General features: G+C 63.4%; 20 protein-coding genes. 6 read left to right on the top strand and 14 right to left on the bottom strand.

From position 1 onward, the window contains the following. Nucleotides 1-2: 2 nt before the first annotated feature. The gene (gene coxB / locus ACQ5BL_RS17855) at nucleotides 3-1127 is read right to left on the bottom strand and encodes a cytochrome c oxidase subunit II (protein WP_207884773.1); all 1125 of its coding nucleotides are present in this window, start codon (nucleotides 1125-1127) and stop codon (nucleotides 3-5) included. A 423-nt stretch (nucleotides 1128-1550) separates the two neighbouring features. On the opposite strand from coxB, the gene ACQ5BL_RS17850 reads away from it, so the two are divergent. Then, a complete protein-coding gene (locus tag ACQ5BL_RS17850; RefSeq protein ID WP_243807065.1) occupies nucleotides 1551-2189 on the top strand; it encodes a hypothetical protein in 639 nt (212 codons plus the stop codon). Nucleotides 2190-2333: 144 nt separating this feature from the next. Here the strand turns inward: ACQ5BL_RS17850 and ACQ5BL_RS17845 are convergent, their stop codons facing one another. The 3 genes from ACQ5BL_RS17845 to ACQ5BL_RS17835 all read right to left on the bottom strand — a co-directional run bounded on the left by ACQ5BL_RS17845 (nucleotide 2334) and on the right by ACQ5BL_RS17835 (nucleotide 6365). Then, nucleotides 2334-3050, bottom strand: coding sequence for a carbonic anhydrase (locus ACQ5BL_RS17845; RefSeq protein WP_243807064.1), 717 nt, complete (start codon nucleotides 3048-3050; stop codon nucleotides 2334-2336). Nucleotides 3051-3259: 209 nt separating this feature from the next. Further along, the gene (locus tag ACQ5BL_RS17840; protein ID WP_243807063.1) at nucleotides 3260-4318 is read right to left on the bottom strand and encodes a PA0069 family radical SAM protein; all 1059 of its coding nucleotides are present in this window, start codon (nucleotides 4316-4318) and stop codon (nucleotides 3260-3262) included. Nucleotides 4319-4769: 451 nt separating this feature from the next. Then, a complete protein-coding gene (locus ACQ5BL_RS17835; protein WP_279577305.1) occupies nucleotides 4770-6365 on the bottom strand; it encodes an inorganic phosphate transporter in 1596 nt (531 codons plus the stop codon). Between the two features lie 325 nt (nucleotides 6366-6690). Here ACQ5BL_RS17835 and ACQ5BL_RS17830 point away from each other — a divergent pair, with 325 nt between their 5' ends. Beyond that, complete coding sequence (locus ACQ5BL_RS17830; protein ID WP_243807061.1) at nucleotides 6691-7830, top strand: hypothetical protein; 1140 nt, start codon at nucleotides 6691-6693, stop codon at nucleotides 7828-7830. Nucleotides 7831-7916: 86 nt separating this feature from the next. After that, entirely contained in the window at nucleotides 7917-8561 is a 645-nt protein-coding gene (locus tag ACQ5BL_RS17825; RefSeq protein WP_243807060.1) for an HAD family hydrolase, read from the top strand. Between the two features lie 454 nt (nucleotides 8562-9015). On the opposite strand, the gene argE is transcribed toward ACQ5BL_RS17825, so the two are convergent. The 5 genes from argE to ACQ5BL_RS17800 all read right to left on the bottom strand — a co-directional run bounded on the left by argE (nucleotide 9016) and on the right by ACQ5BL_RS17800 (nucleotide 14294). Beyond that, nucleotides 9016-10167 (bottom strand): acetylornithine deacetylase, encoded by a 1152-nt coding sequence (argE, locus tag ACQ5BL_RS17820; RefSeq protein ID WP_207884766.1) that lies wholly within the window; start codon nucleotides 10165-10167, stop codon nucleotides 9016-9018. A gap of 105 nt (nucleotides 10168-10272) precedes the next feature. After that, nucleotides 10273-10947: a DUF1028 domain-containing protein gene (locus ACQ5BL_RS17815; RefSeq protein ID WP_243807059.1), complete on the bottom strand. Its 675-nt coding sequence runs from the start codon at nucleotides 10945-10947 to the stop codon at nucleotides 10273-10275. Nucleotides 10948-11152: 205 nt separating this feature from the next. After that, nucleotides 11153-11563, bottom strand: coding sequence for a RidA family protein (locus ACQ5BL_RS17810; RefSeq protein ID WP_207884764.1), 411 nt, complete (start codon nucleotides 11561-11563; stop codon nucleotides 11153-11155). 3 nt (nucleotides 11564-11566) lie between these two features. Next, a complete protein-coding gene (locus ACQ5BL_RS17805) occupies nucleotides 11567-12895 on the bottom strand; it encodes a flavin-containing monooxygenase (RefSeq protein ID WP_207884763.1) in 1329 nt (442 codons plus the stop codon). A 478-nt stretch (nucleotides 12896-13373) separates the two neighbouring features. After that, a complete protein-coding gene (locus ACQ5BL_RS17800; protein WP_207884761.1) occupies nucleotides 13374-14294 on the bottom strand; it encodes a LysR family transcriptional regulator in 921 nt (306 codons plus the stop codon). Between the two features lie 137 nt (nucleotides 14295-14431). Here ACQ5BL_RS17800 and ACQ5BL_RS17795 point away from each other — a divergent pair, with 137 nt between their 5' ends. From ACQ5BL_RS17795 to ACQ5BL_RS17785, 3 genes are all read left to right on the top strand, one after another. Continuing rightward, on the top strand, nucleotides 14432-15778 hold the full coding sequence (locus ACQ5BL_RS17795; protein ID WP_243807058.1) for an aspartate aminotransferase family protein: 1347 nt from the start codon (nucleotides 14432-14434) through the stop codon (nucleotides 15776-15778). Beyond that, on the top strand, nucleotides 15779-16090 hold the full coding sequence (locus ACQ5BL_RS17790; protein ID WP_207884759.1) for a cupin domain-containing protein: 312 nt from the start codon (nucleotides 15779-15781) through the stop codon (nucleotides 16088-16090). A gap of 165 nt (nucleotides 16091-16255) precedes the next feature. Next, nucleotides 16256-17752 (top strand): CoA-acylating methylmalonate-semialdehyde dehydrogenase, encoded by a 1497-nt coding sequence (locus tag ACQ5BL_RS17785; RefSeq protein ID WP_243807057.1) that lies wholly within the window; start codon nucleotides 16256-16258, stop codon nucleotides 17750-17752. Between the two features lie 47 nt (nucleotides 17753-17799). On the opposite strand, the gene ACQ5BL_RS17780 is transcribed toward ACQ5BL_RS17785, so the two are convergent. From ACQ5BL_RS17780 to siaD, 5 genes are all read right to left on the bottom strand, one after another. Continuing rightward, entirely contained in the window at nucleotides 17800-19542 is a 1743-nt protein-coding gene (locus ACQ5BL_RS17780; protein ID WP_243807056.1) for an anti-phage dCTP deaminase, read from the bottom strand. 306 nt (nucleotides 19543-19848) lie between these two features. Continuing rightward, on the bottom strand, nucleotides 19849-20301 hold the full coding sequence (locus ACQ5BL_RS17775) for a BRO-N domain-containing protein (RefSeq protein ID WP_243807055.1): 453 nt from the start codon (nucleotides 20299-20301) through the stop codon (nucleotides 19849-19851). Nucleotides 20302-21705: 1404 nt separating this feature from the next. Continuing rightward, nucleotides 21706-22131 carry a GNAT family N-acetyltransferase gene (locus ACQ5BL_RS17770; RefSeq protein WP_243808589.1) on the bottom strand — a complete coding sequence of 142 codons (426 nt, stop codon included), beginning with the start codon at nucleotides 22129-22131 and terminating at the stop codon, nucleotides 21706-21708. A gap of 147 nt (nucleotides 22132-22278) precedes the next feature. Then, complete coding sequence (locus ACQ5BL_RS17765; RefSeq protein ID WP_243808590.1) at nucleotides 22279-22599, bottom strand: DUF2845 domain-containing protein; 321 nt, start codon at nucleotides 22597-22599, stop codon at nucleotides 22279-22281. 139 nt (nucleotides 22600-22738) lie between these two features. After that, entirely contained in the window at nucleotides 22739-23527 is a 789-nt protein-coding gene (gene siaD, locus ACQ5BL_RS17760; protein WP_243808591.1) for a biofilm regulation diguanylate cyclase SiaD, read from the bottom strand. Nucleotides 23528-23531 lie beyond the last annotated feature (4 nt).

The raw sequence follows: 23531 nt of genomic DNA, 5'->3' as shown, positions 1-23531 counted from the left end.
CCTTATTTTTGCTTCTGCTTGTAGGCGACCACGTCTTGCGGGGTCACCATGTCGCCGTCGTTGTTGCCCCAGCTGTTGCGCTCGTAGGTGATCACCGCGGCGATGTCCACTTCCGAGAGCTGCTTGCCGAAGGCCGCCATGGCCGTGCCCTGGACGCCGTTGAACACGGTTTCCAGATGGTGCTCCTTGGGCCCGGTGACGATCTTCGAACCCTTGAGCGCCGGGAACATCGGCGGCATGCCCTGGCCCTCAGGCTGGTGACAGGCGGCGCAGATGGTGTGGTAGACCTTGTCGCCACGGGCGATCAGCTCGTCCTTCGTCCACTCCTTGCTGGTCAGCTCCTTGAGCTTGGCGGCCTCTTCCTTGCGCTCGGCCAGCCACTTGTCGAAGTCCGGCTTGGATTTCACGTCCACCACGATGGGCATGAAGCCGTGGTCCTTGCCGCACAGCTCGGCGCACTGGCCGCGGTAGATGCCGGGCTGGTCGATCTTGGTCCAGGCCTCGTTGACGAAGCCGGGGATGGCGTCGCGCTTCACCGCGAAGGCCGGCACCCACCAGGAGTGGATCACGTCGCTGGAGGTCACCAGGAAGCGCACCTTGACCCCGGCCGGCAGCACCAGCGGGTTGTCCACCTCCAGGAGGTAGTGCTCGTCCTTGTCGGCCTTGTTGTGGATCTGGTCCTGGGACGTGGCGAGGTTGGAGAAGAACTCCACGTCCTGGCCCAGGTACTTGTACTGCCACTTCCACTGGTAGCCGGTCACCTGCACGTCCAGCTCGGGTTCCGAGGTGTCGTACATGTGGATCAGGGTCTTGGTGGCCGGGACGGCCATCACCACCAGGATCAGGAAGGGAATGACGGTCCAGAGGATTTCCACCGTGGTGCTTTCGTGGAAATGCGCGGGCTGCTGCCCGGTGGACCGACGGTGGACGATCATCGACCAGAACATCGCACCGAAGACGATGATGCCGATGACCACGCAGATCCAGAAGATGGTCATGTGCAAGTCGAAGACATTACGGCTGACTTCCGTCGCACCGGGGGCCATGTTGACCGTCCAGGCGGCGTTTGCCTGACTGAAAGCCAAGAGCAAAAGGAAGCCCATCCAGACTCGTGGATGTCGCAGCATTCGGGTTCCCCTTATCGTTGTTTTTATCCCGCCGGCATTGCGCTCTTACGGCAAACCCCCATTCCAGAGGGATTACGCGCCTGAACTCGCCAACGGCCAAGGGAGGGACCGCCAAGACAACTTACTTTGACCGTCTTACCTCGGCAGCACGCAGGGCAGGCCGGGTCCATCAGGTTTTTTCGTGTGTCGAGTCGGAGTATAGACAGGGGCCGCGACATAACAACGCAGAGTAAAAAACCTTTTCTAAAGACCGAAGAGTGATCTCAAAGCCACGGCCGGCGCGGCTTTGGAGTACCATGATGGCGGGGTGATATACCAGGACGGCATAAACACTTCCCGATTATGACAATCGCGTCTTAGCTGCAGCCGGACGCCGGCTAAGGTCTTTCTTCATTTTCCAAACCCCGCTGTCTTGGAGTTGTCATGAATACCGCTGCACTGCGTGACCTGATCCAGAACGCCCATCTTCTCGAGTCCCGCCACGGCCACCTGGCGCGCCTGATCCAGTCCCAGCTCGAAGGGCTGCATCCGAGCATCGTCCTGGCCGGAGAAGACCCCAGTGGCACCCTTACCCGCTTCGCGCATGCCTATATCGAACAGGTGCCGGACTTCCTCGATGCCGCCGCCAGCGTGGCGCGCGAGGCCGGGATAGAAGAGCGCATCAAGCCGGTATTGAAGCTGGCCGAGCAGTTCTTCCTCACCCCGCTGGCGCTGCTCGACGGCCACGATGGCCTCGACGCCCTGCTGGACGAGGCCTACCTCGCCCATCGCCTGGTGGAAGAGGTGAACGACCGTTACATCGCCCACTTCAACCAGGCGCTGATCCCGCTGGACACCACGGTGGCCAACCTGGTGGCGCACCAGTTGATCGGCGAACCCTTCGCCAACCAGCTGGACGAGGCGGTGCACCACGCGGTGGACGGCATGCTCGACGAAGACGCCTTCAGCTCGGATGCGGCACAGGGCTACCGTGCGCGCCTGAACGACCCGCAGGTGGTGACGGCGTGGCAACAGTGGCCGTGCCTGTCCCGCCAGTTCGGTGTGGAACTGCGCCTGCGCTAGAGCGGCGACGGCGGGAACAGGGAAAGGAACCCCGAGTTGGCCGGGGTTGGAGCGGGGGAGCGGTGCGCCTCTTGTGGCGCACGCCCCTGAAGTGCCTGAACCGGAGCGGCCGCGCATGCGCAGCCAGCCGCTCCGCAGGCGCCGTCAGCGCGGCAGGTAGCGCGCGCGCGGCGTGGCCATGGGGATCGGGCCTTCGCCATCGATCGGGCGGAAGCGACCTTCCTCGGCGTCGTAGCCTTTGATCTCGCTGGTCTCGATGTCGTACACCCAGCCATGGATGAACAACTGGCCGCTGGCCAGGCGCGCGGCCACGGATGGATGGGTCTTCAGGTGGTCGAGCTGGGCCACCACGTTCTCTTCGGTGAGGATGCCCAGGTGTTCCTCGGTCGCGCAGCCGCAGGTTTGCGCCACCACGGTGCGGGCGACTTCGGCGTGGCGCAGCCAGGCCTTCACTGTCGGCATGCTTTCCAGGGTCTGCGGGGCCAGTACCGCCTTCATCGCGCCGCAATCGGAGTGGCCGCAGACGATGATGTGCTGCACGCCCAGCGCCATTACTGCGAACTCGATGGCGGTGGACACGCCGCCGTTCATCTGGCCATAGGGCGGCACCACGTTGCCGACGTTGCGGGTGACGAACAGGTCGCCCGGCGAGCTCTGGGTGATCAGCTCCGGGACGATGCGCGAATCGGCGCAGGTAATGAACATCGCGCGCGGATTCTGCGCATGGGCCAGCCTCTTGAAGAGCTCTTCCTGCTGTGGGAACACTTCTTGGCGGAAGTGCTGGAAGCCATCGACGATTCGCCGCAGCGCCTCGTCCGCGCTTTCGTGGGCCTGCCCTTCACCGTGCGTTTTATCGTTCATGTATGAGCCTCGAAGAATGACGACGAATTTTTCCCATGCTTGCCGACGACCTGCCGTAGGCGAAAAGACACAACCTGACGGAAAAATCCTCTGAGATAGTTGCCTGAAGTCTGTCGGATTCCCGGGGAGCAAAGCGTAAAGCAAAACCCTGCCAGCACTTCGTGACGGATTTTTGCACGATGCTACATCCAGGCTCATGCAACGGGGAGTCAGAACAGGCTCATCTGGCTGTGGGGTGGCGCGAAGGCCGTGCAATCCAGGCTGTCGCTGCCGCGACGTTCCAGTCCCAGGCGGCGCAGGGCGATGTCGAAGCGCTGGGCCAGCAGTTGGGCGAACGGCCCCTCGCCACGGAAGCGATGGCCGAAGCGACTGTCGTAGATGTCCCCGCCGCGCACCTGGCGGATCAGGCTCATCACATGGTTGGCGCGCTGCGGGTAGTGCGCCGCCAGCCATTCCTCGAACAGCGGCCCGACCTCGCGCGGCAGGCGCAACAGAATGTAGTTGGCACTCTGCGCGCCGGCATCATGGGCCGCTTCCAGCAAGGCTTCCAGCTCGTGGTCGTTGATCATCGGGATCATCGGCGCGCACAGCACGCCCACCGGAATGCCCTGTCCGCGCAGCACGCGTATGGCCCGCAGGCGCGCGGACGGCGCGGCGGCGCGGGGTTCGAGGATGCGTTTGAGCTCATCGTCCAGGGTGGTCAGGCTGATCAACACCCGGACCAGGTTCCGTTCCGCCAGCTCGCTGAGCAGATCGAGGTCGCGCAGGATCAGCGAGCCCTTGGTGACGATGGTCAGCGGATGGCGGAAGCGCAGCAGCACCTCGAGGATCTGCCGGGTCAGCCGCTGTTGGCGCTCGATGGGCTGGTACGGGTCGGTATTGGCGCCCAGGTTGATCGGCGCGCAGATGTAGCCCGGTTTGCTCAGCTCCTGCTCCAGCACGGCGGCAGCGTTGGTCTTGGCGATCAGTTTCGTTTCGAAGTCCAGCCCCGGCGACAGGTCCCAATAGGCGTGGCTGGGCCGCGCATAGCAGTAGATGCAGCCGTGCTCGCAGCCACGATAGGGATTGATCGAGCGGTCGAAGGGCAGGTCCGGCGACTGGTTGCGGGAGATCACCGTCTTCGCCAGTTCCTGGCGGATTTCGGTCACCTGGGGCGTGGGGACCTCGTCGAACCAATCGTTATCCACAGGCACCGAGGTGGTCGGGGCGAAGCGGTTGTGCGGATTGCTGGCGGTGCCACGGCCGCGGGGTGGGAGCGTGGAGGTCATGTGGGAAATCTCTGAAAAATAGCTGTATATAAATACAGTAATCCACGAAGTTTTCCACAGCCAGTGCGATCTGCCGGATGGTCGCTTGCCCGCTATTCCCTACCCTGAGCGCGCCCTATGAAGAACATCGCGGACGGAGTCCGCTCCTACGGAAACCTGCAGCTCTTGTAGGAAGAACTGTCTTTTCCTGAATAAATCGGTGCCTGTGCTTCCCCCTTACCCCAGCCCTGGCTGCGCGCCCCGCTCCTCAGGGAGAGGGGGCAGTGCGAGCCGACTGACGCCAAGGTTTCATCCTGCACCGAACGGTCCCCTCTCCCTGAGGGAGAGGGTTAGGGTGAGGGGCTTTTGATCTGGTAGGAGCGGACTCTGTCCGCTATTTCCCGCTCGACGCAGGAGCGCCCGGTAGCCTCGTTCGCGAGCAAGCTCGCTCCTACAGGTGCTTATCCGTGGTTCACAGCACCCGCGCGAACACCCAGTACAACCCTGCCGCCAGGCCAATGGCCGCCGGCAGGGTGAGCACCCAGGCCAGCAGCATGTTGCGGATGGTCGGCCATTGCAGGCCGCTGCCGTTGGCGGACATGGTGCCCGCCACGCCGGAGGACAGCACGTGGGTGGTCGACACCGGCAGGCCGAAGCCATCCGCCGCGCCGATGGTGAGCATCGCCACCAGCTGCGCGGCAGCGCCCTGGGCATAGGTCAGCGGGGTCTTGCCGATGCCTTCGCCCACGGTGGTGACGATGCGCCGCCAACCCACCAGGGTGCCCAGGCCCAGCGCCAGGGCGACCGCCACCTTCACCCATACGGGGATGAAGCGGATGGTCTTCTCGCCCTCGGTGCGCAACGCCTGCAGGGTGCTCCAGGTTTCCAGGTCGATGTTCTGTTCGCCCTGGTCGAGCAGGCGGATGGTCTCCAGGCTCAGGTACAGGTCGTTGCGCAGGGCCTGCACCTCGTCGCCGGGAACCTTGGCCATCTCGCCGTGCCGCTCCAGGCGCGAGGCGACATCGCCGATGACGACGCCCAGGGACGGCAGCAGGTCAGGCCCGACGCGCGGGTCCTGCTGATAGGCCAGCAGCACCTGGCGCGGGTCGCCGCTGACTGCGCCGCCGCCGGCATGTTGCAGCTGTGCCTGGCTGGCCTGGGCCAGGTCCAGCAACTGGCGGGTCTGCTCGGGGCTGTGGGCGCGATCCACCGCGAACGCAAGCGGAACGGTGGCGATCAGGATCAGCATGATCAGGCCGATGCCCTTCTGCCCGTCGTTCGAGCCGTGGGCGAAGGAGACCCCGGTGCAGGTGACGATCAGCAGCCCGCGAATCCATCCGGGCGGCGGTGTACGCCCTTCGGGCGAGTGGAACAGCGCCCGATTGCGGATGCTCGCACTCATCGCCCGCAGCAGCACGAAGGCGCTGACGAAGCCGACCAGCGGCGACAACAGCAGCGCGTAACCCACCGTCAGCAGTTGCGACCAGGCGCTGCCGGACAGCCCCAGGTGCCCGGACATCGCGCCGTGGGCCAGGCCGATGCCGACGATGGAGCCGATCAGCGTGTGCGACGAGGACACCGGCAGCCCCAGCCACCAGGTGCCGAGGTTCCACAGGATGGAGGCGATCAGCAGGGCGAAGATCATCGCCAGGCCTGCGTTGCTGTCCACCTTTAACAGCAGGTCCAGCGGCAGCAGCGAGACGATGGCGAATGCCACCGCGCCGCTGGAGAACAGCACGCCGAGGAAATTCCACAGCCCCGACCAGGCCACCGCGAAGCGCGGCGGCAGGGCGTTGGTGTAGATCACCGTGGCCACGGCGTTGGCGGTGTCGTGGAAGCCGTTGATGAATTCGAAGCCCAGCGCCACCAGCAGGGCGACGACCAGGATCAGCATCGGCCAGCCCGGTTGCAGCGACGTGCCGCTGGCGCGGATGTCCTGTTCGAGGCTGACGAAGGTGAACAGCAGGGCAGCGGCCAGCAACAGGAAGAAGCTCAGGCGTCCCTTGAAGCCATGGGTTTCGCGAAGTACGGGGCTGATCGGGAACTGGGTCAGGCGCGAGGCGCGCATCACTTCCAGCAGGCCAAAACGGTCAAGCACGGCAGTGGCGCTCCCTCCGGGAGGTGAATGGGATGTGGGTCACGGCGGACTCCTTGTGACGATGCGCTACAGACTAGCCGCCTTGTGGAGGGCTGGCCTCAACGCAGGTCAATCGGCACTTCCTTTGCCAGGAGCCGGCGACCCCGCTGGCGTTCGCCGGCAACCGCCGGACGGCCGTCTGGCGCCAACGTCCGGCCTTATACTGAAATCTGGATGACCGGACGCCCCTGTGTGCCCGGCCGAGGTCAGGAGCGGGCGGCAGGTCCTTCGGACGCCGTCGAGCCGGCGAGCGGCCATGAACAGTCTGTGTTTTTCCAGCGCCATCCGGACGCCCTGGCGGCGCTGGGGTGTCGTTGCGTTATTCCTGCTGGCGCTGGGCGGTTGCTCCCATCGTCCCCCCGAACCCGTCGGCCCGGTCAGCGAGGCCACTTGGCGGCAGGTGGACGCGGACATCGGCGCCGCTTCGCTCAACGCCACGTCCCAGGCCCGCGCCTACGCCGAAGGCGCCATGGAGCACTGGATGGACCTGGTGTATGCGCGCACCGACAGCAAGTTCATCCCCTGGTTTTCCAGCTACTGGACGCAGCAATGGCTGAGCATGAAGGTCGCCTGGTACAAGATGGGTTCCAATGGCGATCTCGACCCCACGGTGGACCGCCTGGCTGCCTACCTGCAGGACGAATACCACCAGCAGGTGCTGGTGCCGGTGGCGAGGGAGCTCGACCCCGACTCCATCATGGAAACGGCCGCCAAGCGTTATGTCGGCGCGCTGGTGGAGGCCCTCAAGGCCATTCCCCAGCGCCGCGGGCTGCCGCAGCAGGCCTTCGACGAGCACCTGAAGGGCATTCCGGCGATTTCCCTCGGCCCACCCGCGAGCCGCGATGCCTCGCTGTATGACGTGGTGCGCGTCCAGGACGTCGGCGAGCTTCCAGCCTTCGCCGCGTTGATGCAGGAGATCCGCAAGGCGTCGGGCAAGGCCGGCGCCGGCACCAAGGTCAGCGGTGTGTCCCCGGTGGCCCAGCGCACCAGCGCCAAGCTGGTCAACGATCTGCGCAACCGCAGCATCGCCGGGGTGGTCGCCAGCGCCGCCGGCAAGGTCGCCGGTTCGATCATCTCGGTGGCCTTTACCCTGTTCAGCCTGAGCAGCAACGACCACGACCGGCCCGAGGTGGAAACCCAGCTGCGCAAGGAGATCAACGCGGCCTTCGACGAACAGTGGCTGGCGCTGATGCACGACCGGGAGGGCGGGGTGATGGCCGGTCTGGACTACCTCGGCGGACGGGTCCAGCAGAGCCTGACCGGCCAGCTGGCGCAACCGGTGGAGGAAGAAGAGGACGCTCAGGAGGTACAGTCCTTCGGCGCCGCGCCGCCTCCGCCCATCGATGCCAATGGCGGCTTCCGCGTGCTGCGCCAGGGCCAGGGGACCGCGCCCTGAGCGTGACGTTCGGCGCCTGAGGCTTCGCGCAGGTGGCCATGCACAGTATCCTTGCCGCCCGACTTTCGCGGCCGGACGCTGATCCCATGCATTACCAGAACATCCTCTTCGACCTCGACGGCACCCTCACCGACCCGCGCGAGGGCATCACCCGCTCGATCCAGTACGCCCTTGCCCAGCTCGGCATCGACGAACCCGACCTGCGCCAGCTCGAACACTTCATCGGCCCGCCGCTGCTGCAGTGCTTCATGAGCACCTACGACTTCGACGAGGCGCGCGCCTGGGAAGCGGTGAACCACTACCGCGTGCGCTTCAAGGACACCGGGCTGTACGAGAACAAGGTGTTCGAGGGCGTTGGCGAGCTGCTCGAACTGCTCGGCAGCCAGGGCCGCACGCTGTACATCTGCACCAGCAAGCCGACGGTGTTCGCCGCCGAGATCGCCCGGCACTTCGACTTCGCCCGGCACTTCAAGGTGATCTACGGCAGCGAGCTGGATGGTACCCGCACCAACAAGGTCGAGCTGATCGAGCACCTGCTGGACATCGAGAAGCTGGACCTTGCGCAGACGCTGATGATCGGCGACCGCAAGCACGACCTGATCGGCGCGCACCGTAATGGGCTGTCCGCTGCCGGTGTCGGCTATGGCTTCGGCAGCCGCGAAGAGCTGCTGGCGGAAAGCCCGGCGCATTACTTCGCGAGCATGGACGAGCTGCGCGCGGCGTTTGCCTGACACTCCCCGGCCGGGATTTGTTCGCGAGCAAGCTCGCTCCTACAGGTCTGCCGCGGACGGCTCTTCGTAGGAGCGAGCTTGCTCGCGAACCTGATCTGAAAGCGCGTGCCACGGCATGCCCTGTCCCCAGCCCTCTCCCAAGGGGAGAGGGAGCCGATTGCGCCGGCTGATGCCGTTGACCGATCAGTCCCCTCTCCCTCAGGAGCGGGGTGCGCGGCCAGGGTTGGGGCGAGGGGCTTTTGCTCTTGCAGGAGCGGATTCATCCGCGATCCGGCCGAAAGCCCGATGCCGTCGGATGGCAATCGCGGACAGAGTCCGCTCCTACGTCGTTTTCTGGGTCCCCGCGTTCGCGGGGATGACGCAGAGGAGCGCGAATCGCCCCGTCACTCCCGCGAACGCGGGAGCCCAAAAGACAGTTGCTCCTACGCAATGCACAGGCGCGTCTGTGCTCACATCAGCCGCGCAGCCACTCCGCCAGCCGCACCATCATCGCGTCGCACCTGGCCAACTGCTCCAGGCTGACGAACTCGTCGGGCTTGTGCCCCTGGTCCATGCTGCCGGGGCCGCAGACCACGGTGGGGATGCCGACCTGGTCGAACAGCCCGCCCTCGGTGCCGTAGGCCACGGTGGAGAACTCGCGGGAGCCGCTGAGCAGGGCGATCAGGTCGGCCGCCTCGGTCTGCGGGTCGGTGGCCAGCGCCGGGTAGGCGGACAGCGGGGTGAAGCGGATGTCCGCCTCGGCCTTCACCGCACGCATCTTCGGCAGCAGCTCGGCTTCGGCATACTCGCGCAGGTCATCGGCGACCTGTTGCGGGTCGTCGCTGGGCAGCGCGCGCACTTCGAAATCGAACTGGCACTCGGCGGGCACGATGTTCAAGGCGCGACCGCCGCTGATCACGCCGGTCTGCACGGTGGAGTAGGGCGGATCGAAGCGCGGGTCGTGGCGCGCGGGCTCCGCCAGGCGGGTGCCGATCTCGCCGAGGCGGCCGATCAGCTTCGCCGCATACTCGATGGCGTTCACGCCCTGCGGCGCGTAGGCCGAGTGGCAGGCCGCGCCGTGCACGTTGCAGCGCATCGCCAGCTTGCCCTTGTGCCCGAGCACCGGCTTGAGTTCGGTGGGTTCGCCGATGATGCAGACCATCGGCTTGTGCTCGCGCTGTTCCAGCGCGGCGATCAGCGATCGCACGCCCAAGCAGCCGACTTCCTCGTCGTAGGAGAAGGCCAGGTGTACCGGCAGGCGCAGCGGCTGGGCGAGGAAGGCCGGCACCGCCGCCAGTACGCAGGCGATGTAGCCCTTCATGTCCGCCGTGCCGCGACCGTAGAGGCGGCCGTCGCGCTCGGTCAGCTCGAACGGCGGGACCGTCCAGGCCTGGCCGTCCACCGGCACCACGTCGGTATGCCCGGACAGGCACACGCCGCCGCGATCCTTGGGGCCGAGGGTGGCGTAGAGGTTGGCCTTGCCGCCTTCGGCGTCGAAGAACAGCTCGCTCTCGACGCCCAGACCGGCGAGGTAGTCGCGGATGTATTCGATCAGCGCCAGGTTGGGGTTGCGGCTGACGGTGTCGAAGGCGATCAGCTTGGCGAGGATTTCACGGCTGGAAGACATGGTCGGGTCCTGCATCAAAACTTTTTCGTAGGAGCGGACTCCGTCCGCGATTCTGGCCGGCTGCGCCGGCATCGCGGATAAATCCGCTCCTACAGGGGCATGGTCTTACTCGTCGCCCGGCACGCCGTAGCTCGGCGCCTTGGTCGGGTCGAGGGCGCGGGTGAGGTAGTCCTGCAGCTGCGGCTTGTAGGCGACCCAGAGCTTCTCCAGCTCATCGATCGGCGCCTCGTCAGCCCAGTCTACGCGCAGGTCGACGATTGGCCAGACCAGATCGCCCACCACCTTCATGGCCGCCGAATGTACGGGACCTGCTTCGCCGCCCGCGGCCATCGCCGCCTGCATGGCCGCCAGCAGGCGCTCGGCGAGGCAACCGCCGGTCTGCTCGAAGGCGCGGGTCATGGCTTCCATCACCGCCGTGGAGGACAGCAGGTTGCCCGCCGCCACGCAGTTCTCGCCGGCCACCGCGTGGTTCACGCCCAGCGCTTCGCTGCCGGTGAACAGCGCGACCTTGCCGTGCTGGTCGATCACGGTCACCTGGCGGTACTGGCTGTAGCCGTTGCTCGACAGCGCCTTGTCCAGCGCCGCGCCCGGCTCCAGGCCGGTCTCCAGCAGGTCGAGGATCTGCGGGCCGAGGGCCGGCAGGGTGACGTTCTGTGTGGCCACCGCGCCAACCCCGGCGCGTACCCAGGGGCAACGGGCGCCCACGGCAATGCTCGAGGAGCTGATGGCGATACCCAGCTGGCCGGTCTCGGCGCAGCGTCCAACGATGGAAAAGGTCATGGGAGCTCCTTAATCAATCCTGTGTCGTAAACGACAAAACGGCGAGGCAGGGAAATCCCCGCGTCGCCGCTTCATCGCGGTGCTGCGAAAGCGTTACGAGCGACGGCCAGGCAAGGCGGGGATGGACGGGAAAAGCGGAGTTTGCTGTAGCAAATGAGCATTTTTCCGTCCGTCCCCAACGCCGTCTGGCCTAGCGCAGTCGCTTTCAGTCCGGAATGACCGCGATGACGTCGATCTCCATCAGCCACTGCGGCTGGCCGAGGGCCGAGACCACCAGGCCGGTGGAGATCGGGAACACGCCCTTCAGCCACTTGCCGACTTCCTGGTACACCGGCTCGCGGTAGCGCGGGTCGATGATGTAGGTGGTGGTCTTGACGATGTGCGACAGGTCGCTGCCGGCTTCTTCGAGCAGCTGCTTGACGTTCTTCATCGCCTGCTCGGCCTGGGCGCGCGGGTCGCCCAGCCCTACCAGGTTGCCCTCGAAGTCAGTACCGACCTGGCCGCGCACGTACACGGTGTTGCCGGCGCGCACGGCCTGGCAGAGGTCGTTGTCCAGGGTCTGGTTCGGGTAGGTGTCCTTGGTGTTGAACATGCGGATGCGAGTGTGGGTAGGCATCTCTTACTCCCAGGAAGCGGCTTTTTGAACGGAGGCTTCGCGCTGCGAAGCGTCCTGGTATTCGACATATTTACGCTGGGTGGCGATGTGGCCGGCCACGTGCTTGGCGTCGTGCCAGACACCCCAGATGAAGGAGGAACCCCGGCGCGACAGCCACGGCAGGCCGACGAAGTACACGCCCGGCTCGCGGGATACACCGCGCTGGTGCTTGGGCTTGCCCTTCTCGTCGAAGGCATCGACCTGCAGCCAGTTGAAGTCCACGGCGTAGCCGGTGGCCCAGATGATCGAGGTGATGCCGGCCTCGGCGAGGTCCAGTTCCAGGATCGGGTTGCGTACGCATTCGGCGTCCGGGTAGACCTTGCGGGCCTCCGGCTCTTCCGGCAGGTCCAGGCCGTTGCGCTCGATGTAGGCGTCGGCGGCGTCCAGCAGGCCCAGGTAGTTATCGTCGCCCGCCTTGAGGTTCTTCAGCAGGTCGTCCTGGAAGGTCACCTTGCTGCCTTCGAAGGCCTTGGTCAGGCCGACCAGGGTGATGCCCTCGTTGGCCAGGCGGCGGAAGTCGATGGTCTCGCCGCCACGGGCACCGCTCACGGCGATGGTCACGTGCTCGCGGCCCGGCTGCACTTCCTCGGCGTCCCACAGGCCGAGCACGCCCAGCCACCAGACGAAGTCGCGGTTGCGGTAGGAGCGCGGCGGACGGTCATGGGCGCCCACGGAGAGGTAGGTCTTCTTGCCGGCGCGGTTCAGCTCGTCGGCGATCTGCACGCCGGAGGAGCCGGCACCGACCACCAGCACGGCGCCTTCGGGCAACTGCTGGGGGTTGTAGTACTGGGCCGAGTGGATCTGCTGCAGGCTCTCGGTCTTCGGCGCAATGGCCGGGATCACCGGGCGCTGGAACGGGCCGGTGGCGGACACGATGCGCAGGGCCTGGAGGGTGCCTTCGGAGGTTTCCACGGTGAAGCCGGGACGGCCGTTGTTGCGGGTCACCTTCTTCACTTCCACGCCGGTGTGGATCGGCGCGTTGAATTGCTTGGCGTAGGCGACGAAGTAGTCGGCTACCTGTTCCTTGGCCGGGAACTCATCCGGGCCGACCGAGAATTCCATGCCCGGGAAGCGGTCGTGCCAGGCCGGGCCGTTGGCGACCAGGGAGTCCCAGCGGCCGGTGCGCCAGGCTTCGGCGATGCGGCTCTTCTCCAGCACGATGTGCGGTACGCCCAGGCTGGTCAGGTGCTCGCTCATGGCCACGCCGGCCTGACCGGCGCCAACGACCAGCGTATCGATTTCCAGGTTGTCGAGCGACTTCTTGGCGAAGGCGTTCGGATTCAGCTCGGTCATGGCTTGCTTCCTCTGACTCTGATCTCGTTGTTCTGCTTGTTGCGCTAGTAGCGAGGTGCTTGGGCGCATTCTGTTCAGAGACTGGCAATAGCGAAATTATGTTTTTTGTAGTCGCAGGCTAGGGAAAAGCTGTCGGGCCTCAAGCCACGGGGCATGCGGGCCGAAAGGGCGGGGGTATAGGATTTTTGGTGGCTGGGGTGACAAATTGGATAGGCAGGATGCGGGCAGGGCTGCGGGGCTGGTTTTTTCGTAGGAGCGGACTCCGTCCGCGATCAGCCCGACGCCAGGCCCATCGCGGACGGAGTCCGCTCCTACAAGAGCTTTGGGCAACGCAGGGCGTACAACCGTTCGCGGTTTTACGCCGATACACCTCGCACTGCCGTTGGCGCCAAAACCGACCTGTAGGAGCGGGCCATGCCCGCGATAGCCGGCAGCACCGGTGTAATTCGCGGGCATGGCCCGCTCCTACGAAAGCCGATCAGCGGCTCTCCGCCACCGCCTCCAGGAACCGCTCCAGCACCAGGTTCGGCCGGCGGCCCTTGCGGGTTACCACGGTCAGCGGGATGTCATAGTGGAAGCGCTCCGGCCGCAGGGCGCGCATGCGGCCCTGGGCCACCCAGTCGGCGGCGTAGTGGTCGGGCAGGTAGCCGATATAGCTGCCGGTGAGGATCAGGAAGGCCATGCCCTCGCGGTCCGAGGCACTGGCGCCGCCGCGCAGCTCCTGGTGTCGCTCCTGTGCCTCGGCGGGGATGCGGTAGCTGGGCGCCACGGCGTCGCAGGCGTGCACCTCCTCCACCGTGATGCTCGCGTCGTCGCGCTCGAACAGCGGATGCTCGCGGCTGCAGTACAGCAGCGAGCGCTCTTCATAAAGAGAGGAATACTCCAGCCCCGACAGCGGACTGATCAGCGGCACCACGCCCACGTGCAGCCGTCCGTCGAGCACGCCCAGCTCGATCTCGTTGGGCGTGGTCATGCCGATATTGATCCGCACCCCCGGCCCGCTGGCCTTCAGCGCGCGTAGGGCGTGGGTGATGCGCATCTGCGGCAGGGTCACCAGGTTGTTGATGATGCCGATGTTCAGCGCGCCGCGCAGGTGCTGGTGCAGCTCGTTGACCTCCGCGCGGAAGCCCTCCAGCGCCGCCAGCAGCGACTGGGTGGCGCGGTACACCTCGCGGCCCTCGTCGGTCATGGCGAAGCCGGCGCGGCCGCGCTGGCACAGGCGCATGCCCAGGCGTTTCTCCAGGTCGCCCATGTGCAGGCTGATGGCCGAGCGGCTGATGCCCAGCGTGCTTTCCGCGGCCGAGAAGCTGCCGCACTCGACTATGGTTTTGAAGATGCGCAGCAGGCGGATCTCGAAGTCGCTGACCTGGCCCAGGGACGGGGCGCGGGGTTTTGCCATTTTAGTTTTACCAATTCGAAACTGAGCGTGAGAAGAATAGGCTTTAACTCACGTTTAGTCAGGCTCAATCTTGGACTATCGCAGCAGGCCCGACGCGGCCTGCGCGCCCAACAAGACTGTCGTCGAGGACAAGCTCCATGAACCAGCACGTGAACGTCACCCCGTCGGTGACCAGCGACCTGAACCTGAAGGCCCACTGGATGCCCTTCAGCGCCAACCGTAACTTCCACAAGGACCCGCGCATCATCGTCGGTGCCGAAGGCAGCTACCTGGTCGACGACAAGGGCCGCAAGATCTACGACAGCCTGTCCGGCCTGTGGACCTGCGGTGCCGGCCACTCGCGCAAGGAAATCGCCGACGCGGTCGCCAAGCAGCTGACCACCCTCGACTACTCCCCGGCCTTCCAGTACGGCCACCGGCTGTCCTTCCAGCTGGCCGAGAAAATCACCCAGATGACCCCGGCCGGCCTCGACCACGTGTTCTTCACCGGCTCGGGCTCCGAGTGCGCCGACACCTCGATCAAGATGGCCCGTGCCTATTGGCGCATCAAAGGCCAGGCGCAGAAGACCAAGCTGATCGGCCGCGCCCGTGGCTACCACGGCGTGAACGTCGCCGGCACCTCCCTGGGCGGCATCGGCGGCAACCGCAAGATGTTCGGCCAGCTGATGGACGTCGACCACCTGCCGCACACCCTGCAGCCGGGCCTGGCCTTCACCAAGGGCATGGCCGAAACCGGCGGCGTCGAGCTGGCCAACGAGCTGCTCAAGCTGATCGAACTGCATGACGCCTCCAACATCGCCGCCGTCATCGTCGAGCCGATGTCCGGTTCCGCCGGCGTCCTGGTTCCGCCGAAGGGCTACCTGCAGCGCCTGCGCGAAATCTGCGACCAGCACAACATCCTGCTGATCTTCGACGAAGTGATCACCGCCTTCGGCCGCATGGGCAAGGCCACCGGCGCCGAGTTCTTCGGCGTGAAGCCGGACATCATGAACGTCGCCAAGCAGGTCACCAACGGCGCCATCCCCATGGGCGCGGTGATCGCCAGCAGCGAAATCTACGACACCTTCATGGGCCAGAACCTGCCGGAATACGCCGTCGAGTTCGGCCATGGCTACACCTACTCCGCGCACCCGGTCGCCTGCGCCGCCGGTATCGCCGCGCTGGACCTGCTGGCCAAGGAAAACCTGATCCAGCAGTCCCTGGAGCTGGCGCCTTACTTCGAGAAGGCCATCCACGGCCTGAAGGGCGCGAAGAACGTCGTCGACATCCGCAACTGCGGCCTGGCCGGCGCGATCCAGATCGCCGGCCGTGACGGCGACGCCATCGTGCGTCCGTTCGAAGCCAGCATGAAGCTGTGGAAAGAAGGCTTCTACGTGCGCTTCGGCGGCGACACCCTGCAGTTCGGCCCGACCTTCAACGCCAAGCCCGAAGACCTGGACCGCCTGTTCAGCGCCGTCGGCGACGCCCTCAACGGGGTAGCGTAAGTGAGCGAGCGTCCGAAGGCCGTCCCGACGGTACAGATCGACAACGACAAGGTCCTGGTCACCGAGTGGCGCTTCGCCCCCGGTGCCGAGACCGGCTGGCACCGCCACGGCATGGAATACGTTGTGGTCCCGGTGACCCACGGCGAGCTGCTGCTGGAAACCCCCGAGGGCGAGCGGCGCGCGCCGCTGGTCCTGGGCCAGAGCTACACCCGTCAGATCGGTACCGAACACAACGTGATCAACCCCTGCGATCACGAAGTGGCCTTCATCGAGATCGAGCTCAAGCAAGGCGACCACCCGCACGAGCATTGAGCACGCGGGCACGCAAGCAGGCAGCGCCGGACGAGTCGCCTTAGAGTGGCTGCCGGCGGGCCCGCTGCCCGGCACCGACTAAATCCCCGCTCCCCCGGGAGCGGGCTAGGGTGAGGGGCTCTTGAAAGAGTCCCGCCCCACACTTTCAGCGAGAAGAGACAACCCATGACCATCGTCAAGCACCTGATCGGCGGCGAGATGATCGCCGACACCGGCCGCACCGCCGACGTCTTCAACCCGTCCACCGGCGAAGCCGTGCGCAAGGTCCCGCTGGCCAGCCGCGAAACCGTCCAGCAGGCCATCGACGCCGCCAAGGCCGCCTTCCCGGCCTGGCGCAACACCCCGCCGGCCAAGCGTGCCCAGGTCCTGTTCCGCTTCAAGCAACTGCTCGAAGCCAACGAGCAGCGCATCGTCCAGCTGATCAGCGAAGAACACGGCAAGACCATCGAAGACGCCGCCGGTGAACTCAAGCGCGGCATCGAGAACGTCGAATACGCCTGCGCCGCCCCGGAAATCCTCAAGGGCGAGTACAGCCGCAACGTCGGTCCGAACATCGACGCCTGGAGCGACTTCCAGCCGATCGGCGTGGTCGCCGGCATCACCCCGTTCAACTTCCCGGCCATGGTGCCCCTGTGGATGTACCCGCTGGCCATCGCCTGCGGCAACACCTTCATCCTCAAGCCGTCCGAGCGTGACCCGAGCTCCACCCTGCTGATCGCCGAACTCTTCGAAGAAGCCGGCCTGCCCAAGGGCGTGCTGAACGTGGTGCACGGCGACAAGACCGCCGTGGACGCGCTGATCGAGGCCCCGGAAGTCAAAGCCCTGAGCTTCGTCGGCTCGACCCCGATCGCCGAGTACATCTATTCCGAAGGCACCAAGCGCGGCAAGCGCGTACAGGCCCTGGGCGGCGCCAAGAACCACGCGGTGCTGATGCCCGACTGCGACCTGGACAACGCCGTCAGCGCCCTGATGGGTGCGGCCTACGGCTCCTGCGGCGAGCGCTGCATGGCCATCTCCGTGGCCGTTTGCGTGGGCGACCAGATCGGCGACGCGCTGGTCGAGAAGATCGTTCCGCAGATCAAGGCCCTGAAGATCGGCGCCGGCACCTCCTGCGGCCTCGACATGGGCCCGCTGGTCACTGGCGCTGCCCAGGCCAAGGTCACCGGCTACATCGACAGCGGCGTCGCACAAGGCGCCCAGCTGCTGGTCGACGGCCGCAACTACAAGGTTGCCGGTCACGAGAATGGCTTCTTCGTCGGTGGCACCCTGTTCGACAAGGTCACCCCGGACATGACCATCTACCAGGAAGAAATCTTCGGCCCGGTGCTGTGCATCGTGCGCGTGAACAGCCTGGAAGAAGCCATGCAGCTGATCAACGACCACGAATACGGCAACGGCACCTGCATCTTCACCCGCGACGGTGAAGCGGCCCGCCTGTTCTGCGACGAGATCGAAGTCGGCATGGTCGGCGTCAACGTACCGCTGCCGGTACCGGTGGCCTACCACAGCTTCGGCGGCTGGAAGCGTTCGCTGTTCGGCGACCTCCACGCCTACGGCCCGGACGGCGTGCGCTTCTACACCAAGCGCAAGGCGATCACCCAGCGCTGGCCACAGCGCAAGTCGCACGAAGCGGCGCAGTTCGCCTTCCCCAGCAATGGTTGATGGTGGCTGAGTGACAGAGAAAGGCCGGTCTTGTGACCGGCCTTTTTTTAGGAGTTATCTATTAGATAATTCAATTCGTCTTTATAAGCTAAAGTCGGATCGTATAATTGATAGTAACCCCTGCCTACGGCTCCTCGGAACTGAGTCAACTGTGGCGGCCTGTCGCCAATTGCGAGAATGTGGTCCTTTGCAATTCCTGGGTAAGGGTCGATAAAGATAATTTCCTTGATCCCCAGTTGGTAGGCTTTTTTGGCACAGAGTTCACAGGGGCTGGCTGTTGTAAATAGTTTTCCACCTTCTATAGCTGCGCTTCCATATTTTGCTAGTTGAAGGAAAGCGTTTTCTTCTGCGTGTAAGGATCGTGTATGGACCTGATTTCCTTTGTTGTCTAGGGAGTTCTTCAGGTCCTTGAAGCAATAAGAGAGATTTTTCCCTTTAACTCCATCGGAATCGGTGAGCTTAATTAGTTGGTCCTTTGCGGCAAGTCTAAATCTGCCGTTATTTCTCTCGTACTCGCTATAAGCGATTGGGTCGAAGTCGTTCAATAAACCAGGTAGTGACCTTAAATTGCAGGGGACTTGGCCTTTGGCGACATCATTCCAGCCGACAGATTTTATTGAGTAATTATTGTCTGTCACTACTGCACCAACTTGTCTGGAAATACAGCCTGAATTGCTTTTGGCTGTATAGGCAATTTGCATTACGCGTTCTAATGCGGTGGGTGTTGTCAGCCCGGGGTGCAGCATTAAGGATAAGTACCAGGCAAGTTGTGCTTTCAATACATTGTTGTTTTCAAGCTCATTTCTTGGGTTGAGTATATGAATGTCAGAGATTTCTATGCATCGCTGCACATTTTGGCTTATGAAATCACTGTCCCCAATTGTTGTTTTGCCAGACTCCCTGCGCTCTAGTTGGTCGAATTCATCAACGCTGAATTTATGGACATTTTGTAAGTAGCTCTTTCTGTCGTCGTCTGGCGCGTTGATTGATACTAGATAGAATGCGGAGTATCGCTCTCTGAAGTATTTTGCTTCATAAGGATTTCGTATTGCATCAATAACAATAAAGGTTCTTTCATGTAACTTTCGGAGAATCTTTATTGTCCTGTTTATGGTTTCGGGAAGATGGAATACTGAAGTTGGCTGAAACTCACGCTCTATGTAGTTCGGGAGAACTAATCCAATCTTTCTAATTGAATTGCCTGCTGCTTGGTAAACCTTTATGTATAAATGATTGTCGAGCGATTGCAGTTCGCTTTTGAAATCTCTCGTGAATTTCCTTATTAATTTTAAAAATCGTAGGAAGTTGGATCTTTCTTCTTCGTCTAGGCTTATTTCTTTGTTGTGATCTAATAGGTTTGCTAATATCTTGTGGAATTTCTGAATAATATAGTTATTCGTGAATTTCCCGTCTTTTATGATTTTCTTGATTCTGGACTTTGTTATTGTTTTGTCTTGCGCGTAGATAAATTCTGTTGCTTCATCTACAGTCAGTAGTAATAGATATGAGGAGATTAGGTCGCTTACTTTAATGGATATGAATTGTTGGAAGTTTTCTCTGGAATATCGTGAAAGAATGTCGTATCTCTTAGAGTCAAGCCCGTTAAAGAATGGACTTCCTTTATGCTCGAATAAGGGATTTTGGGGGAACTCTGGATCTTTGCTTTCTAGAATATTTGCGGCTGTTGTGCACCCTGAGCCAGTTCGTCCTGTCAGACCTATTACTACAAATTTGCTTCTTTCTAGAAATAGACTTGAAATCATCTGACTATTTTTATTGACGCTTGTCATTTCATTCATCTCCTTATCAGTCAATCCCTGTGACACTCTGTAGGTATATTGCCATGAAAGCGCATTGCCACTACAGGATTTAAGTCGAAATGGCGGAGCTTGAGTGCTCAGAATGATTATTTACTGTCAGGGTAGTCTCGGGCCTCCAGCCCATCTCACCTATTGCAAATTTTTCTAGTTAACGCTTAGCCTTGGTTCTAGCTCCCACGGCATCGCGTGCGAGCGCCGGAGGTCGAGGTGTTGACCATTCTTCAGGCCGTTACCACTACGATAAATAGGGCCGCCGAAGCGGCCTTTTTGTTTAGGCTAGTCGCACCATATGAGCTTCGGTACGTCTTCCCAGCGCATCCACATTCCGCCCTGCCAGTTCAGCAACAGCCAGCGCTTTGCATCCCACGCCAGCATCACGCGCCTTGGCGCGTCGGTATCCGCTGCGTGTTCGTCGCGCAGGGTCGGGATGACGTCCTGGGTCAGCCAGCGGTCGAGGGCTTCGAGTTCGGGGTGGCCGAAGCGGAGCAGAGCTTTGTAGACGGCGGCTTCGCTCAGCATCACGGTGGGTTCTTCTGCGCCGGAGCTGTTGGCGAGGCGGACGGTCTGGACTTCGTGGGGGTAGAAGCGGTGGTGGATGCTATGGGGGAAGCGATAGGCGAGCAGGCGGGCGATGTCCGAGGCGACGAACCAGGCCTGGTTGTCGATCATGACGCCGCGTAGGAAGCGTTTGTGGCGGGTGAAGAAGGTTGGGGTGTATGCGTCGTGCATGGATGGAGCTCCTATCAATTGAATGAGCTGCCACCTGCGTCGCCAAACGAAGGGAGGCAGACCGCGCGGGGTTGGCGAACCGGTTGATAGGACCCGGCAGACACGAGGGTCTCCCCGCGCGATCTGCCATTAGCGTTGCAGAAAATTCTGCAGTTGTGCGAATGCCTGCAAAAACTTACGCCGTTTTCGCACGCACCTTGTGGCGCAATCGCGCCTATCAATAACCAGGTCGCCAAACCCGGGTCACGGAATGTGACGGCGGGAGGATAGAAATGGAGCGGGTTTCCCAACAAGCCAGCCGATTCCGGGAGACCTGTAGGAGCGGACTTTGTCCGCGATGCTCTTGTAGGGCGGATAACGCTCCAAGCGTTATCCGCCGTCTTGTTCGGTGTTTCCGCGCCGCTTCGGCGTGTGCTGGGACTTTTTGTTTCGCCCCCTCGGGCGACCCACTTTGGCAAACGACCCAAAGTGGGCAAAGGTCTTGCCCCATCATCCGGGTCCCGCTTCGCGGGACTTCCCTCGCTCCATCGAAGTTTCAGGGGCACGCGTCGACGGGCCATCCCTGGCCCAACGACGCTCTCGCGACATCCATGTCGCTCAACCCCTGAAACTCCGATTCCACTCGGCCTCCTGAAGGGGCGCTCGGAGTGCGCGGAGATTTTTCTGGAAGTCTTTAAAGCCAGAGCCAGAGCGGAAGCAGCGCTCTTCGTAGGAGCGGACCTTGTCCGCGAAATCCATCGCGGCGGAATTTGCGCTTCCAGGGAAGCGCAGATGCCAGCCGCCAATCTGCAGGACCGAGGGGGACGCCTAGTCCTTGCTCGCGAACCAAGGCCGATCGCGGACGGAGTCCGCTCCTACAAGAGCTGCATGCTTCCGTAGGAGCGGACTCTGTCCGCGATGCTTGTGTAGGGCGTATAACGCGCAGCGTTATCCGCCGTGATGGGTATCGCTTCGCTCCACGCCATCCTACGAAGAGCAATCCAGCATGAAGCAGCCAAAGTGTCAGGCGCGTGCAGAGTCCCGTCAGGAGGCCGAGTGGAGGTATTGCGCAGAGGGGCGAGCGGCATGGATGCCGCGAGAGGCGTAAAGGGCCAGGGATGGCCCTTGTACGCCGACCCTCGGAGCGATACCGGAAGGAGGGGACCCCGGCGGAGCCGGGGCCGGATGTCGGGACGAGCCCTTTGGTTACTTTCTGGGGGGCGGCCATCCGTCGTTTGAGAAAGTAACTCGCCCGAGGGGGCGAAACAGAAGACATCCGAGCATGCCGAAGCGGCGCAGAAACACCGGGCAAGACGGCGGATAACGCCAAGGCGTTATGCGCCCTACGAAGAGCAAGAGCATCGCGGACGGAGTCCGCTCCTACGGGAGTTCATCGCGCCGCGTAGAGGCGGGCTCCAGCTGAGATCAGCCGAAGTGTTTCTTCAGGTAGATACGCTGATGCCCCGGCGGGCAGTCTTCCAGCACGCCCATGCGCTCGAAGCCCTGCTTCTCGTAGAACACCGGTGCCTGGAAGCTGTAGGTGTAGAGGAACACCCCCACGCAGCCACGACGGCGGGCCTCGGTTTCGGCCTGGGCGATCAGCTGCGCACCCAGACCGTTGCCGCGCTGGTCGCCCTGCAGCCAGAGGTAGTCGATATACATCCAGCCCATACCCGATTGGCCGAACATGCCGCCGACCACTTCGCCACGCTCATCGTGGGCGTAGAGCTCGAAGTCGTCGTAGGTGTTGCTGCGGCCCATCTGCTCGAAGTTGTAGGCCAGCAGGCCCTGGACGACGACCTCGCGCGCGTGCGGGTCGACGCCGAGGGTGAAGTTGAAGGTGGGTTGCATGGGGCCCTCCGGATTGGCGAAAGCGACCAGTCTAGGGAGCTGGCGGCGGGTTGGGTAGGGTGCCTTTGGTAGGACGGCGGAAGCGCTTCGTGGAGAAGCTCCGCTCCGACAAAAGCCTCGCGCCATCGCTCCTGCAGGATTGCTCGCTCAGAGCAGTTCGCTGCGCGTGGTCTTGATCAGTTGCAAGGTGGTATCGCGGAAGTACAGGTAGCGGTAGGCGCCATTGCTGGGGCCGTACATCCAGGTTTCCAGCTGCGGATCGCCGGGGATGAACTGGTCGTCGCCGCCGCGCCGAGGCGGGGTCGGCGGGGTGACCACGCGCTTGGCCGGCTGGCCGCACTGGGCCAGGACCTGGTCCATCTGATCGCCTTCGTTGATCAGGCCGGTGCCGCAGCGCAGGGTGTCGGCCTGGGCGGTGCCCAGGGCCAGCAGGCTGGCGGCGAAGAGGAAGAGTGCTGTCCGTGGCATGGGGATTCCTTTGCGGATCTGCGGCGTATGACGATCGATGTTATACGCCGTTTGACCTTGGCGGCAGGGCTCCGGGGTCGGCCATGGCGCCAACGATGAGCGCGGTGTATCGGCGTACAACCGCGAACGGTTGTACGCCCTACGTTTCGGCAAACTCGCACTTGTCCCGCCCGCTGCGCTTGGCGTCGAGCAGCGCGGCGTCGGCGCGGCTGACGGTCTGCGAGTAGCTTTCGCCGGGCTGGTGCTCGGCCACGCCGAAGCTGGCGGTGACGGAGAGGGCTTCGGTGCCCACCCGTACGGTGAGGCAGCGGATGTCGCTGCGCACGCGCTCGATGATGGCGGCGGCGTCGGCCAGGCGGGTTTCCGGGAGGAGGATGAGGAATTCCTCGCCACCCCAGCGGCCGCACAGGTCGTACTGGCGCAGCGCGGCCTGCATGGCGCGGCCGATTTCCACCAGCACGCGGTCGCCGACGTCGTGGCCCCAGGTGTCGTTGACCTGCTTGAAGCGGTCCACGTCGAGCATGGCCAGGACGTAGGTTTCGCGGTTGCGCCGGGCGCGTTCGCTTTCCTCGCGCAGGCGCTCCATCAGCAGGCGGCGGTTGGCAATGCCGGTGAGTGGGTCGTGGGTGGAGGCTTCGCGCAGGGCGATGTTCAGGTCGCGCATCATGTTCTGGTAGCGGTCGGAGATGCGCGCGACCTTTTCCAGCTGGCGCAACTGTTTGTGGTAGCGCTCGGACAGGGTGCTGTTCTGCGCCCGGGCCATGGACTGGAAACCGTCGGAAATCTTCGCGATGCGCTCCAGGCGCGCGAGCTGGTCGAGCGATTGCTGGTGTTTCAGGTACAGGGCCTCGCGCAGGGGGTGCCCCTCGTACTGAGGGTCGGCCAGCAATTCGTCGATCAGCAGGTCCAGCTCGCGCTCGCTTGTCATGGCT

The organism is Pseudomonas sp. B1-22 (assembly GCF_050474425.1).
GTDB lineage: Bacteria > Pseudomonadota > Gammaproteobacteria > Pseudomonadales > Pseudomonadaceae > Pseudomonas.
The sequence above is the reverse complement of the archived record's forward strand: the minus strand, read 5'-3'. Positions and strand labels throughout refer to the sequence as shown.

Excerpts from the sequence above, each read along its gene's own strand:
- siaD (WP_243808591.1), bottom strand. The coding sequence starts at position 23,527 with ATGACAAGCGAGCGCGAGCTGGACCTGCTGATCGACGAATTGCTGGCC.
- ACQ5BL_RS17835 (WP_279577305.1), bottom strand. The coding sequence starts at position 6,365 with ATGCGCGCCTCGCGCCTGACCCAGTTCCCGATCAGCCCCGTACTTCGC.
- coxB (WP_207884773.1), bottom strand. The coding sequence starts at position 1,127 with ATGCTGCGACATCCACGAGTCTGGATGGGCTTCCTTTTGCTCTTGGCT.
- ACQ5BL_RS17785 (WP_243807057.1), top strand. The coding sequence starts at position 16,256 with ATGACCATCGTCAAGCACCTGATCGGCGGCGAGATGATCGCCGACACC.
- ACQ5BL_RS17840 (WP_243807063.1), bottom strand. The coding sequence starts at position 4,318 with ATGACCTCCACGCTCCCACCCCGCGGCCGTGGCACCGCCAGCAATCCG.
- argE (WP_207884766.1), bottom strand. The coding sequence starts at position 10,167 with ATGTCTTCCAGCCGTGAAATCCTCGCCAAGCTGATCGCCTTCGACACC.
- ACQ5BL_RS17800 (WP_207884761.1), bottom strand. The coding sequence starts at position 14,294 with ATGGCAAAACCCCGCGCCCCGTCCCTGGGCCAGGTCAGCGACTTCGAG.
- ACQ5BL_RS17795 (WP_243807058.1), top strand. The coding sequence starts at position 14,432 with ATGAACCAGCACGTGAACGTCACCCCGTCGGTGACCAGCGACCTGAAC.
- ACQ5BL_RS17825 (WP_243807060.1), top strand. The coding sequence starts at position 7,917 with ATGCATTACCAGAACATCCTCTTCGACCTCGACGGCACCCTCACCGAC.
- ACQ5BL_RS17780 (WP_243807056.1), bottom strand. The coding sequence starts at position 19,542 with ATGACAAGCGTCAATAAAAATAGTCAGATGATTTCAAGTCTATTTCTA.
- ACQ5BL_RS17810 (WP_207884764.1), bottom strand. The coding sequence starts at position 11,563 with ATGCCTACCCACACTCGCATCCGCATGTTCAACACCAAGGACACCTAC.
- ACQ5BL_RS17765 (WP_243808590.1), bottom strand. The coding sequence starts at position 22,599 with ATGCCACGGACAGCACTCTTCCTCTTCGCCGCCAGCCTGCTGGCCCTG.
- ACQ5BL_RS17805 (WP_207884763.1), bottom strand. The coding sequence starts at position 12,895 with ATGACCGAGCTGAATCCGAACGCCTTCGCCAAGAAGTCGCTCGACAAC.
- ACQ5BL_RS17850 (WP_243807065.1), top strand. The coding sequence starts at position 1,551 with ATGAATACCGCTGCACTGCGTGACCTGATCCAGAACGCCCATCTTCTC.
- ACQ5BL_RS17845 (WP_243807064.1), bottom strand. The coding sequence starts at position 3,050 with ATGAACGATAAAACGCACGGTGAAGGGCAGGCCCACGAAAGCGCGGAC.
- ACQ5BL_RS17775 (WP_243807055.1), bottom strand. The coding sequence starts at position 20,301 with ATGCACGACGCATACACCCCAACCTTCTTCACCCGCCACAAACGCTTC.
- ACQ5BL_RS17770 (WP_243808589.1), bottom strand. The coding sequence starts at position 22,131 with ATGCAACCCACCTTCAACTTCACCCTCGGCGTCGACCCGCACGCGCGC.
- ACQ5BL_RS17830 (WP_243807061.1), top strand. The coding sequence starts at position 6,691 with ATGAACAGTCTGTGTTTTTCCAGCGCCATCCGGACGCCCTGGCGGCGC.
- ACQ5BL_RS17815 (WP_243807059.1), bottom strand. The coding sequence starts at position 10,947 with ATGACCTTTTCCATCGTTGGACGCTGCGCCGAGACCGGCCAGCTGGGT.